Genomic DNA, 12,342 nt, shown 5'->3' with positions numbered 1-12,342 from the left:
GTTCCTACACAGGAGCGATAGTGGACGAATGTTGGAAACACCCGCCCGACTGCTGCGGCTGCTGTCGCTGCTGCAGACGCATCGCGACTGGTCCGGCACGGAACTCGCCGAGCGGCTGGGAGTCACCACCAGGACGGTACGGCGCGATGTCGACAGGCTCCGTGAGCTGGGGTATTCGATCCACGCCTCGATGGGACCGGTCGGCGGTTACCGGCTTGGAGCCGGCGCCTCGCTGCCCCCGCTGTTGCTGGACGACGAGGAGGCGGTGGCGGTCACGGTCGGGCTGCACAGTGTGGCGGGAATCGAGGAGGCTTCGCTGCGCGCCCTGACCAAGGTCGAGCAGATGCTGCCGTCCCGGTTGCGGCACCGGGTCGCCGCGCTGAGAAGCGCGGTGGTCGCGATGCCGTCCAAGGGCGGGACCACCGTGCAGGCGGCGGTGCTCACCGCGATCTCGGCCGCGATCCGGGCCGCCGAGGTGCTGCGTTTCGACTACGTCAGCCACCACGGGGCCGAGTCCCGCCGCGACGTCGAGCCACATCGCCTCGTCTGCTGGGGGCGGAAGTGGTACCTGGTCGGCTGGGACGTCGAACGGAAGGACTGGCGCACCTTCCGGGTCGACCGGATGTCCCTGCGAACGCCCAACGGTCCCCGGTTCGCCCACCGTGAACCACCCGACGGTGACGTGGCGGCCTACCTGTGCAGAACGATGGGCTTCGAGATGTGGCCGCTCCGCGCCCGGTTGCGGGTGCACGCCCCCGCACCGGACATCGCCGGACGCGTCAGCGGAATCGTGACCCCCCTCGACGACCACACCTGCCTGCTGGAAATCGCCTCGGACTCGTTCGACCTCGTCGTGTTCACGGTGGGCATGCTCGACGTCGACTTCGAGGTCGAGTCACCCCCGGAACTCGCCCGGCACCTCCGCAAACTGTCCACCCGCCTCGCCAACGCGGCCGTGACACCACCACACCGCCGCGCGGACGACCGCTGAACGGACCGTTCGGGTGCGCGGCCGGCGGTTCTCGTCGACAGCGGTCACTCGCGGCCGGGGCATCCCAATGATCTACAAGTCGTTCTCCAGTGCCGGCCTCTAGCCTCATCCGCGGTCCTCCCGAGCCGGAACGGCTCGGCGCGGTGCGGGCCCTCGGACGAGATGAGAAGGAGGCGGTGGACATGAGCACCGTGCCATTGTTTGGAATCGCGTTCGGAGCGGTGTTCGCCGGGGTCGGCATCCGGGTGATGACTGTCGGGCAGCGGCTGCGGCGGCACGGGGTACGGGTGCCGGGCGTCGTCGTGGGACTGCGCTGGTCCAGCAGCGGCGACAACGGCGTGTACTACCCCACGCTGCAGTTCCAGACGGTGCAGGGCTCCGTGGTGGAGACCGAGTCGGATCTGGGTTCCAACCCGTCGCCGGTCCGTCCGGGTCAGCAGGTCATGGTGCTCTACGACCCCGAGCGGCCCCAGCGCGCCCGTCTGGACGGGGTGGGCGGCAAGGGCGTGCTCCACAGCGTGCTGTTCCTGACCGTCGGGGTGGTCATCCTGGTGGTCTCCCTGGTCGCCGCGGTCAGCTCCTGGTTGTGAGGACGGAGGGCGGACTCGCGCGGCCGCCAGGTCCCGTCCCCGTTCGTACGGCGAAGGCCCGGCCGGGCCTTCGCCGTACGCAGGGGTCAGCCGAGCTTGGCCCTGACGTAGATGGGCTTGTGGTCGGAGGAGGCGGCACCCTGCGCCACATGACACCGGGTCACGCTTCCCCTGGGGGCGAAGAGGTAGTCGAGTTTGCGCTTCGAGACGCCGCCGTCCTCGCGGACGTGCTTCTCGGTCCACCGTCCGTCGCGGTCGCCGTTCTGGTCGCACTCGGCGTAGGCCGCGTAGACGGGCGCCAGGATGCGTCTCTTCACGGCGGTGCTCTGCCCGCTGTCCGGCGGGGCCAGGTTGAGGTCCCCGCCGAAGACGGCACGGTAGCCGGGCTTGGCCGCCGCCGCCAGCAACTCCTCGACCTGCCTCTTCCGGAAGGGCGCGTCGGGCTCCCTGTCGTCGTAGGACAGGCCGGCGCTGAGGTGGGTGCCGCAGACGTTGACCCTCCTGGCCGGGATCGCGGCGCAGAGCGCCATGCGCTTGACGTACCACGGCGGGGAGGTCAGCCCGTGATCCTGGAAGGTGGCCGCGTGGTCGGCGACCGCGACGGTGACGGCGATATCGCCCCGCGGGTGTCCCTGCCGGTCAGGGGCGCAGACCTTCGGCGAGCCGTCCTTCCAGGTGAGGATCGACGAGCGCACCGTCCAGGCACGCCCGGTCTGCCGCTCCAGCAGGCTCTCCAGCGTGGCCGTCCCACCCGAGCAGAACTCCTGCAGGAAGATCACATCCGGCTTGATCGGCTGGGTGGTCGCGTACCAGCCGACCTTCTCGGCCACCTCCCGCATGCTCCTGCCGTAGAAGAAGCAGCCGGCGTTGGTGCCCGCGCAGACGTTCCAGCTCATCACCGAGATGGCGGAGGACGACGTCCGGGCCTGGGCCTGTCCGCCGAGGAGAGGAACCGTCACGACCGCCAGGGCGGCCGCCATCAGCTCCCGTGGGATCAACGCCGCCACCAGTCGTCGAGTGGGGTGACTGGAACGGCCCGCTTGTGCCGGGTCGCGAGGTATACCGACTCCACCTTCGCCGCCAGGTCCGGCGTGACGTCGGCACCTTCCAGATAGTCGTCGATCTGGGTGTACTTCAGGCCGAGTGCCACCTCGTCGGGCAGCGCGGGCCGGTCGTCCTCGAGGTCGGCGGTCGGCACCTTCTCCCAGACACTCGGTGGTGCGCCCAACTCCTGCAGCAGGGCGGCGCCTTGGCGCTTGGTCAGTCCGGTCAGCGGGGTGATGTCGACACCGCCGTCGCCGTACTTGGTGAAGAAGCCGGTCACCGCCTCGGCCGCGTGGTCGGTGCCCACGACGAGCAGGCCCAGCTGCCCGGCGATCGAGTACTGGATCACCATGCGTTCGCGGGCCTTGATGTTGCCGCGCACGAAGTCCCGCAGCTTGGGCTCATCGCCCAGCAGCTCAAACAATCCGAGCGCCGCCTCGGCGGCGACGGCGTCCGCGCTCGGCTTGACGTTCACCGTGATCGACCGGTCGGGCTGGATGAACTCCAGCGCGATCTGCGCGTCGTGCTCGTCGGCCTGCACGCCGTAGGGCAGCCGAACCGCGACGAAGGTGGCCTCATGCCCTTCGGCACGCAGCTCCTCGCTGGCGAGCTGACACAACCTGCCGGTCAGCGTGCTGTCCTGGCCGCCACTGATCCCGAGCACGTAGCCCTTGGCCGGGGTCGACCGCAGGTAGTTCTTGAGGAAGTCGACCCGTTGCCGGACTTCGACTTTGGGGACAATGGTCGCCTTGACGCCGAGTTCGGTGAGAATCTGCTCCCGTAGGTTCGCCACCCACGTACTGTACTGGCCGGAATCGTCCCGACGGCGATGTTCGGTGTCGGCTGTAGGGTTCGCCGTCATGCGTACCCTTTCGCCCTGCTGATGGCCGGCGTACTCGCGAGTGTGTCGCTCACCGGTACGGAGAGGGCGGGCTCGAACGGACCCGCCCCGGCCGCTTCGCCCCACAGCAGGAGGAGTGCGGCCCCGAAACACCACGAAAACGGGCCGAAGGGTCTTTAAGGGCATCGCAAGGCATTTGTAAGTTTCCCGGCTTATCACTGAGGGACACCGACGCCGAGGAGTCCCCCATGAGCAGCCTCCTACACCTCTCCCGCAAGCAGCCGCGACCCGATAACGTGTCACACCGCCGGCAGGCCGCCGTCGCCGTGACCGGCACCCTCCTGCTGAGCCTGACCGGCGCCGTTTCACTGGCACAGCCGGCAGCCGCCGCGTCCGCCCCGTTGAAAGGCGCCGGAGCCTGCGCGAACATCGACGTCGTCTACCGGCCCCAGTCCGCTTTCCCCGACACCAGCCGGGGACGTTACGACTTCAGGGCGCAGGCGACCACCATCGAGACAGCGGTTCTGTGCCTCGTCAACGCCGAACGGACCGGCCTGAAGCCGCTGCAGAGATACCTCTCGCTGGGCAAGAACGGTGCCCCCACACTCGGCGCCGCCGCGGCCAGGCACGCCGCGGACGCCGTCAGACTGCGCTGGTGGGGAAAGGTGGAGCCGGGTAAGAGCTGCCGCCCTGTGCAGGGCAACCCCGGCCAGTGCGACCCGCACATCAACCCGCAGACCGGCTCGACCCCGCTGAGCCGTGCCCAGGCGGTGGGCTACGGTCGCCGCTGCGCCTCGTTCTCCGTCGGCGAGAACACCTACGCGGGGTGGGGAGCCTCTTCTGTCACGCCGCGGGCGGCTGTCACCTGGTGGATGAACAGCAAGCCACACCGCGACACCATCCTCAACCCGGCTTACACCGAGCTGTACACCAAAGCGGTCTGGGGAAGCGCGGATCCGGCCGCCGGGTCCATCACCCCGGCCGCGACCTACGTGCAGATGTTCGGTCGCTGCGGCTGACGCCGCCGTCCTGCATGCCGAGCCACCCGGCGACGAGCTTTGAGAGTCCGCAGCCACGGTGCGGCCAGCCGACGACGTACGGCCCGGAAAGAGGTCATCGCCGTACGTGGAGATCATTTTGTTAGGAGGTCTCGGTAGGGTTCGCGGCCATGCGTACCTTTTTCACCCTGCTGATGGCCGGCGTACTCGCGAGCATGCCGCTCACCGGTACGGCGAGCGCGGAATCGAACGGCCCCGTCCCGGCCGGCACCGCCGCCTTCGCCAAAAATCCGATCTACAAGACCGGAAAACTGAAGACCCGGATCTGCGAGGAACCGACCGTCAGGGGCGGTGATCTCGACTCCGTCGAGATCTATGCCGACACCATGTCCGCATGCCTGGACAGGGCATGGGAGGCGCAGCTGAAAAAGGCCGGTATCGCGTACGGCAAGCCGAAGGTCAAGGTCGGGTACGGCTCTCGCATCAAGACCGCCTGTGGCACATACCGTCCGGGCGACACGTTCAGCCTCTACTGCCAGAAGAACAGCACCATTTATCTGATGGTCACCGACTACGGCGTGCTGGGCGAAATCGACGACCCGCGGATGCTCGAAAGCCTCGCCATCGGATACGGCTATCACGTCCAGCGACTGGTCGGCGTCCTCGCTCAGGAGAGCCGCGCCGCCAAGAAGCTGTCCAAGGCCGGAGCCCTCGCCCTGAGCGCCAAGATCTCGTTGCAGAACATCTGCCTCGCCGGCGCCTTCATCGGGAGCGTCTGGGACTCCCTGGGCCACACCAAGGTGCACGGATACGACTTCATCATCGACCGGCACCGCATCGAAAGCAGCATCGCGGGCAACGGCACGACCAAGAACCGGCTCTACTGGCAGAGACGTGGTTTCGAAACCCGGTCTCCCGGCGCCTGCAACACCTTCACGGCCCCGGCCGCAAGGGTGGCCTGACCTGTACGGCTGCTTCCTCACGCTGGTCCCCGCAGGGAGGCACCGGCACGCCCAGCCGTACACGGCGGCCTGCCGCCTGCCGCACGAGGAAAGGCCTTCTGGAGGCTGAGCTGCAGCAGGGGAAGCATTACTGTCACCGGCTGGGTCGAGGACACCGACGCAGACACCCAGTGCGCCCAGGTTAAGGCCCACTTCCCTGGTGGAATCTGGGAGTACAGCCGCAACGCCTGCCCCGAAGGGGAGCGGGAGACATTCAGCTGGACCCATCCCGGAGATATCGCTGACGTCTACCTGTTCACGCACGCCGCCTGAAATCCTGAGAGCTAGTGATTTAGCGGCCCACCCAGCACCAGTTTCTATACAAATCGACCTAGGGCTCTCCTAGTCATTAGAAAACGAATGCCGGGCGCGTCACAGTCAGGACCCGTCAAAGCCTCTCGAACGGATGGACATGAACCTAAAGAAGTACGTGAGACTTGTAGCTCAGGTAGCGGCAGCAACCGCGGTAGGAGCTGTGGGCTTCATCGCCGCGCCCGCCGTCGCAGCCGCCAACAGCCCGACAGACATCTACGCCACCTTCTACGACCTGGGCGACGTGCCCCTCCGGTACGGCACTGCCACCCAATACGGAAAGGCTCACATCGAGGCTGGCCACAAGGCGCAAGTCACCCGGGTTGGGTGGGATAACATGATCCTCGATATAGAACACACCTTCCATGACGGGACATGCGGGAAGCCCAACAACGGGAAGATTACCTGCAACGTGAGCGGCGGTCTCCACGGCGGCTATAGCAGCATGAGGGTTGTCTACACCGAGAGTGCGAATGGCATGCCCGACGGACGCCCGAAGGGCATCATCACTGCCTTCTACCCCTAAGGTAGAAGGATGAGCCCGTTCGATCAGTACATCGATGAATTCTGCCGTGTCGCGCGACGGCAGCTGGAGGACGACCTGGAGAGTTTCAGATATGGATCTCTTCTAGACCTCTCCACATCGGTGGACAGCGTCGGGCTCTGGGCTACGGCCACCGTCTCCCTGGCGGGCCATAACGAGCCCTGGGAGTTCCATCGACTGGTTCTCCGACGCACGGAATTCGCCAGCAATGGAATCCCAGGGCATGGTGAAATCGAAGCAACTATTTTCACCACCCTCCTCGCTGAAGTGCTCGCGGTCAGTCCTTGGCCTCCGTCTGATTCCGTCCCGCTGGACTCGGCCACGCTTTCGTCTCCTCCGGGCTCGGTCGAGGCGTGGCCAGGTGGGCCGCACCTTAGGTCTCTCGACCCTGATAGCCTCCGCGGTCGATACCTTGAATACATTAGAGAGCTACATTCGGCAACTTGGCCGCGGTTGTATGAAGCGATTGCCCGGGATCCTTGGATCGGTCTCAAGCCTGAATTTTCGGAAGACTCTGCTGGGGTTTGGCTTAGTATGTCAATGCGTCGGCAAGGTGCCGGGGCCCGAAAGCAGTGGACCTATCGAGAACTTGTCATCGGTCCAGAGGGTCCCGCTGAGGCAGCGGACGTCGTAGGTGGCCGTTATGCCGATCGGGCCATCATCGACTTCGAGCATCAAGAACCGTTCCTGTCCTAATACTCCAGCCGCATTTAGTGATCTATGAGGCGTCGCTGGCGTTGGTAGTGGCAGCGGCGGGCACGGGCTTGGTGGCGTCGCCGCCATCGTGACCAGCGGATCCGGTGTTCGATGGAGTGCTGGGGTTGGTGAAGATGGGCGTGCAGGCGGCGGATCTCGTTGACGGTGAGTGGAATCAGCTCGCCGGGTTTGTCGCTTTTCGCGCTGTCACAGTGTGATCGTCCCTGCGGGTCGGGCCCCTGTGTGGCGAGGCCCTGCTGGTCCTCGCCCTGCACGCACGCGGGCCTGGTGGGCGGGCCGGCGGCGAGAAAGGCGAGGTGAGCGTGGGCGACCATCGCCAGGGTGACGTGCCGCTACCAGGCGATGTACTTGCGGACCTGGTAGTGGTCCAAGCCGACCTCGTTCTTGGTCGCCTGGAACACCTCTTCGATGCTCCACCGCGATCCGGCCACCCGCACCAGCTCGGGCAAGCCAACCGGGCGGGTGGCCCAGCAGCGGTAGAAAGCCAGTTCGGAGGGGTCGGAGATCGAGCGGCGGGCCAGCATCCACTCGGTGCCGTTCAGCGGGATCCACGCCCAGTCATAGAATCGGCGGCCCTTGGCGCCCTCACCGCAGGAGTACCGCTGCCACCCTTCGGCTCCGAGGGCGGCGAAGGCCTCGTCGGCGCGGGTTTTGACGCCCGCCAGGACCAGCGGGTGGTCGCAGGAGACGGCAAGGACGTAGTTCAAGCCCCGGCTCTGGCAGCGGGCGCGAAGCAGGATGTTGTCGCCGTACCGGCGGTTTGTTAAATCCGGGCGTAGAGGTTGAGAGCGTGTCCGGCTCCGACGGCGGTGAGTAGGCGCTGGAGGTAGCAGACGTCTAGACAGAGCCACAGCTCACCGGATGTAATGCGGGCGGCACTTTCAGCGATGTCGTGGCAGGGACACACGAGAGACTCCATCCACAGGCCCCTCTGACGAGAGCAGCGCATGTCGAAATCAAAGAGGAAGAGTGCTGCTCGCCCGAATGTGCAACAAATCCGCCAGGACACCCCGCCCGACGACCCGCCACCGAAAAGTCTGGGTGAGAAACTACTTTCCGGCCCTCGTTTCATTCTTGCCACCGCACTGACCGTGGCGATCGGCGCGGCCATTCCCAAGATAGTAGAGATATCCTCGGAGCGACTTCTCCCTGATATCCATGCGGTGGCCAAAGAGGACGAGACCGGTATCAACGACTGGTCTCAGGTGACCGCGGACGCCATTGACTTCAAGACGGCACGACAGCTGTCCGATGGCGGCGAACTCTTCAACGACTCCGCCGTCAAAGCGCGTCTGGTCAAGGCCAACCTTCAGGGGGCGAAGCTGATCATCGAAGGGTCTCGAACGGAAGCCGTCAGAATTGTAGGCATACGGGCCAGGGTCCTGAAGGTTACCCCCGTCATATCAGGAACATTATTCCGATACGGCCCCCAGGGAGAAGAAAAGAGCTTGAAGGTGGGCTTCGACCTGAAGTCGCCGAATCCTATCGCACGGGAAGTGCTGGATTCACTCTCGCCAACCGTCAAACTCGGCGCATATTACTTCGCCTCGCAGAGCGAACTGCTCAAGAAGGGCGAATCCAAGGTGTTCGAGATAACCACCATCGCAGGACCGCATACGTATGAGTGGGATATCCAGATAGACCTGGCAGCGCAAGGAAGAACGTGGTCGATATATCGCCCGGACAAACCTTTTCGCGTTTCAGGACTGTCCGGGAAGTACGCTCACCAGTACGACTTCACGCTGGGGCCCAACCGCTGGGATCGTATCAAAAGTAAGTGAGGCAGGGATGTGCGGGTAAGCACCGGCCTTCGCATGGCCATACTTGCGGTTTCAGGACTGATCTCCTTCGCTCTGTCGCAGTACGTGCTGCGCGAAGCGGCGCCGGAAATCATGGAGGACGGCACGGGCGTCAACATACACTCGAAAGCCGAACTGCTCCAACTGCTCCCCGGACTGGGAGACATCGCCGGACTGTCCGGAGCGTCGGACGAAAGGTGGATGGATGGTTTTGGTCACGTAAACCTCTACGACTGCCTTCCGAACCTGAACGAAGGTACCGTCGACATCGCTCCGCCGTACATCGAGGCAGAATTCACAATGGAGAACAGAGGTCTGGTGTCCATTGCATTCGGTCGTATCGCACCAGCCGACGTCAAAAAGGCTCAGGACTCGCTCCATGAGCCGAAAGAGCTCTGCTCCGAAAAGGGTTCAAGATACGGAGAGTACGGATCCGACGGTCTTTGGACGTTCACCCGGCATGCTATCTCACCTTTGGGCGACACCTCACTCGCATACAAATACAACCATAAACCGGACTCGCCGGAGTACAGAAGCAGTGAGGGGCAGGTGGTGTACACGATCTCAAACGGCTGGGGCCTGACCGCCGTCACCGACGAGGCATCCGGTGCGGCATTGAATTTGCTGCTGCCCCGGATACTGGCTCGCCTGGACGGGGCGGTTGGCACGAAGTTCCTGCGATGAGCCTGTCCCTTGGGGCACCCGATGACGACTCCGGTCGAAGAACAGGCCCTAGCTTGGGAGGTGTTCGAGGAGAGCGAACCGCTGGGCGAATGCGGACATCTCCTCGCGCTGCTGGTCGGATTCGGTGGCCGTGGCACTCACGACGATGCGAGTCACGCCTTGAGCGGCGAATTCCTCCACCTGATCGACGGTCATGTCGATCGGCCCCGATCGCGTGTACTCCAGCGTTTCCGGGTTGCGGCCGGCTTCGATGGCGGTCGATCGGGCGAGGTCCATCTGGATGGCGCGCTCGTTCGGATCGAGCGCGCCGCCAGGGAAGTAGCCGTCGCCGCGTCGTCCGGCGCGGCGTGCGGCCGCCCGGCTCGATCCGCCGATGTGGATCGGCAGGTGGGTGACCCCGTAGGGCTTTGGGAACTGGCACAGGTCATCGAAGGTGAAGAACTCCCCGTCGAAGCTGACACCGTCTTCGCCGCCGGCCCAGAGCAGCCGCATCACGTCGATCGCCTCGTCGGCACGACGGCCGCGGGTGCTGAAGTCGACCCCCACCGCCCGAGCCTCACCGGGCAGGGCACCGAGCCCCGCGGTCAGCAACCGCATCCGCCCCTTGGACAGCACGTCGATGGTCGCCAGACGCTTGGCGAGGACCACCGGATGGTGGTACGGCAGCAGCAGCACCCCCGTCCCGAGCAGGATCCGGTGGGTAGCCGCGGCGACGAAGCTCAAGCAGTCGAGCGGATCGAAGTAAGGCAGCGATGGCGGGAGCTCGAAGCGGCCGACCATCGCACCGGGGTACAGCGCGATGTGCTCGGGAACATACAGCGACTCGAAGCCGCAGTCCTCGGCATGCTGGGCGTAGGCCACGATCTTGTCGGGGTCGATGCCGTGGTAGGGCGTGCTGTAGCTGATTCCGAACTTCATCATCACTCCTCCGGCCGGCCGACGCGATGAACGGCCGGTCGCCTGCCATGCCGGCTGGCGACCTCCGCCATCCGGTTGTCGCAGCCAAGCTAGAACCCTGTCACTGGCGTCAAGGCAACCCGCGCCCGGCCGTGACTGCGGAAAGCGGACGACACCGCCCAGGAGCAGCCGGGGCTGTGGTGGTCGTGACCTCCGCTCGCGCCAGGATTGGCCCAATGGAACAGGCAAGAATTAGATCTTTGATGGGCCGCTGCGACTTCGTAGGATCATGCGGTCAGCCGCAAATGATCTATCGCTCGGGGTGAGCACACCGATGTCCTATCCGCCACCGCAGTACTTCGCCGATCATGGTGCCGCCAGCGCGGTCTACCGGCCTGCCGACACCCGGCCGGACCTCACGATCGGGGTCAAGTCCCAGGTCGGCTATCTCGCGACCGGAGCGACGACCGCGGGCCGGTTCGGTCTGTACCGCTGGGACATGGCGGCGATCCCGAACGGCCCCGGCGCCCATTTCCACCGGACCATCTCCGAGTCGTTTTTCATCCTGGAGGGCACCGTCTCGCTGTACAACGGGGAACGGTGGCTGGACACCACACCAGGCGACTTCCTGTATGTGCCACCGGGCGGGGTGCACGCCTTCAGCAACAACTCGGGCGCACCCGCGTCGATGCTGGTGCTGTTCACACCGGGAGCGCCCCGGGAGGCGTATTTCGAGGAACTCGCCGAGATCGTCGCCTCCGGCCGACAGCTCACGCAGCAGGAATGGACCGAGCTGTATGCCCGCCACGACCAGTACGACGCGCTGTGACGGGCCGCATGTGACCATCTGGCCGCCGAACGGGAGGATCCGCCTTTCCCGGGAGGTCTCGAAGCAGGGCTGACGCTGTTCACCAGGGTCTCGCCGTCGCGCAGGGCGGGGCTCCGGGTCGAGGAGCTCGACGGCCGCCCGCCACACCTGGACGAACTCCTTCTCCGCAGGTTGGGAGAAGCCCGTCGCGCGTGCGCCCTCCGTCATCGTGGCGGCCTGTGGGTAGTCCGGTGTTCCTCAGGGAAGCCACTCCCGCAGTCCGGGGAGATGCCCGAGTTCCGACTCGATGCGCCGCCGGTCGTCGGCGCTGAGCTCCAGACCACGCAAGTCGGCGGCCCACGGATCGGTGGGCTCGCCGAGGATCACGGCCAGGTCGATGAGGTGGCACAGGGCGATGCCCCGCTCGACCACCGGAGCGGCCGCGCCGTGTCTGCGCACCGCGGACTTGAGCGCACGGAAAGCCTGCAGATCATCGTTCTTGAACTCGCGCAGGATCCGGACGTTGTCGAGCGCCCTGGCCAGGCTCGTCAGCTCCTTCGAGCCGCCGTACTCCACTTCGACCGGCTCGTCGCGCTGGATGAATATGATCGAGTTCCCGGACGGATCCATCAGCGTGAACCGGGACGCGCCCGGCCGGTAGCGGGTGATCCGCGGAAGGCCGGAACTCAGCACCTTTCCGTAGACCCGGCGCATCGCCCCGACGAACGCCGCGTGGTACGGCGCCACGGCGTCGACCATGACCAGGCAGCCTCCGGACTCCTCCCGGGCCGGATCCAGCCCCTTGGGCGCCGGGCCGAAGTGCAGTTGGAATCCGCTCAACCGCAGCGCCAGATAGACATAGGGCTTGCTCTGTTTGTAGGTGGCTTCGAACCCCAGCGCCTCATAGAACGCCAAGGTATTCTCCACCGACACGCACGGCATCAACGGCACCGTCGTCTCGTTCGGCCGAATCGCAGTCTCACTCACGTCATTCCGCCTTCCAGGTCGCCCGACGAGGCTTGCACCCTTCAGCGAAACTCGCACATGGATCGTTCCCGGCCGGTGTGCGCCAGTCCTGAAGCCCGCCTGAGACATCACCTTCGGGGCTCATCGCGC

Annotated in this window: 13 protein-coding genes; 8 read left to right on the top strand and 5 right to left on the bottom strand. The window is 65.5% G+C overall.

From position 1 onward, the window contains the following. Positions 1-28 precede the first annotated feature (28 nt). Together ABT061_RS13365 and ABT061_RS13360 are read left to right on the top strand one after the other, a co-directional pair. Positions 29-991, top strand: coding sequence for a helix-turn-helix transcriptional regulator (locus ABT061_RS13365; RefSeq protein ID WP_350916020.1), 963 nt, complete (start codon positions 29-31; stop codon positions 989-991). A gap of 182 nt (positions 992-1,173) precedes the next feature. After that, positions 1,174-1,581 (top strand): DUF3592 domain-containing protein, encoded by a 408-nt coding sequence (locus tag ABT061_RS13360; RefSeq protein WP_350916018.1) that lies wholly within the window; start codon positions 1,174-1,176, stop codon positions 1,579-1,581. Positions 1,582-1,667: 86 nt separating this feature from the next. On the opposite strand, the gene ABT061_RS13355 is transcribed toward ABT061_RS13360, so the two are convergent. Together ABT061_RS13355 and nadE are read right to left on the bottom strand one after the other, a co-directional pair. Beyond that, positions 1,668-2,579, bottom strand: a complete 912-nt coding sequence (locus tag ABT061_RS13355) for an endonuclease/exonuclease/phosphatase family protein (RefSeq protein WP_350916017.1) — start codon at positions 2,577-2,579, stop codon at positions 1,668-1,670. Next, positions 2,576-3,418: an NAD(+) synthase gene (gene nadE / locus ABT061_RS13350; protein WP_350916015.1), complete on the bottom strand. Its 843-nt coding sequence runs from the start codon at positions 3,416-3,418 to the stop codon at positions 2,576-2,578. Before nadE ends, ABT061_RS13355 begins: the two co-directional genes overlap by 4 nt. Before the next feature lie 296 nt (positions 3,419-3,714). Between nadE and ABT061_RS13345 the strand changes: the two genes are divergently transcribed. The 3 genes from ABT061_RS13345 to ABT061_RS13335 all read left to right on the top strand — a co-directional run bounded on the left by ABT061_RS13345 (position 3,715) and on the right by ABT061_RS13335 (position 6,303). Continuing rightward, positions 3,715-4,485, top strand: a complete 771-nt coding sequence (locus tag ABT061_RS13345) for a CAP domain-containing protein (RefSeq protein ID WP_350916013.1) — start codon at positions 3,715-3,717, stop codon at positions 4,483-4,485. A gap of 149 nt (positions 4,486-4,634) precedes the next feature. Further along, on the top strand, positions 4,635-5,426 hold the full coding sequence (locus ABT061_RS13340) for a neutral zinc metallopeptidase (protein ID WP_350916011.1): 792 nt from the start codon (positions 4,635-4,637) through the stop codon (positions 5,424-5,426). Positions 5,427-5,877: 451 nt separating this feature from the next. Continuing rightward, positions 5,878-6,303: a hypothetical protein gene (locus tag ABT061_RS13335; RefSeq protein ID WP_350916009.1), complete on the top strand. Its 426-nt coding sequence runs from the start codon at positions 5,878-5,880 to the stop codon at positions 6,301-6,303. 1,067 nt (positions 6,304-7,370) lie between these two features. Here the strand turns inward: ABT061_RS13335 and ABT061_RS13330 are convergent. After that, positions 7,371-7,745, bottom strand: coding sequence for a hypothetical protein (locus ABT061_RS13330; protein ID WP_350916007.1), 375 nt, complete (start codon positions 7,743-7,745; stop codon positions 7,371-7,373). A gap of 240 nt (positions 7,746-7,985) precedes the next feature. On the opposite strand from ABT061_RS13330, the gene ABT061_RS13325 reads away from it, so the two are divergent. Together ABT061_RS13325 and ABT061_RS13320 are read left to right on the top strand one after the other, a co-directional pair. Next, the gene (locus ABT061_RS13325) at positions 7,986-8,819 is read left to right on the top strand and encodes a hypothetical protein (protein WP_350916006.1); all 834 of its coding nucleotides are present in this window, start codon (positions 7,986-7,988) and stop codon (positions 8,817-8,819) included. A 33-nt stretch (positions 8,820-8,852) separates the two neighbouring features. Beyond that, a complete protein-coding gene (locus ABT061_RS13320) occupies positions 8,853-9,521 on the top strand; it encodes a hypothetical protein (protein ID WP_350916004.1) in 669 nt (222 codons plus the stop codon). A gap of 48 nt (positions 9,522-9,569) precedes the next feature. Here ABT061_RS13320 and ABT061_RS13315 read toward each other — a convergent pair whose 3' ends face one another. Further along, positions 9,570-10,442, bottom strand: coding sequence for a TIGR03619 family F420-dependent LLM class oxidoreductase (locus ABT061_RS13315; RefSeq protein WP_350916002.1), 873 nt, complete (start codon positions 10,440-10,442; stop codon positions 9,570-9,572). A 310-nt stretch (positions 10,443-10,752) separates the two neighbouring features. On the opposite strand from ABT061_RS13315, the gene ABT061_RS13310 reads away from it, so the two are divergent. Then, positions 10,753-11,247 (top strand): cupin domain-containing protein, encoded by a 495-nt coding sequence (locus ABT061_RS13310; RefSeq protein WP_350916000.1) that lies wholly within the window; start codon positions 10,753-10,755, stop codon positions 11,245-11,247. A 237-nt stretch (positions 11,248-11,484) separates the two neighbouring features. Here the strand turns inward: ABT061_RS13310 and ABT061_RS13305 are convergent, their stop codons facing one another. After that, positions 11,485-12,213 carry a DUF8817 family protein gene (locus ABT061_RS13305; RefSeq protein ID WP_350915999.1) on the bottom strand — a complete coding sequence of 243 codons (729 nt, stop codon included), beginning with the start codon at positions 12,211-12,213 and terminating at the stop codon, positions 11,485-11,487. Between the last annotated feature and the right edge of the window lie 129 nt (positions 12,214-12,342).

It is taken from the genome of Streptosporangium sp. NPDC002544 (assembly GCF_040295965.1).
Lineage (GTDB): Bacteria > Actinomycetota > Actinomycetes > Streptosporangiales > Streptosporangiaceae > Streptosporangium.
This window is presented reverse-complemented; position numbering and strand designations above follow the sequence as displayed.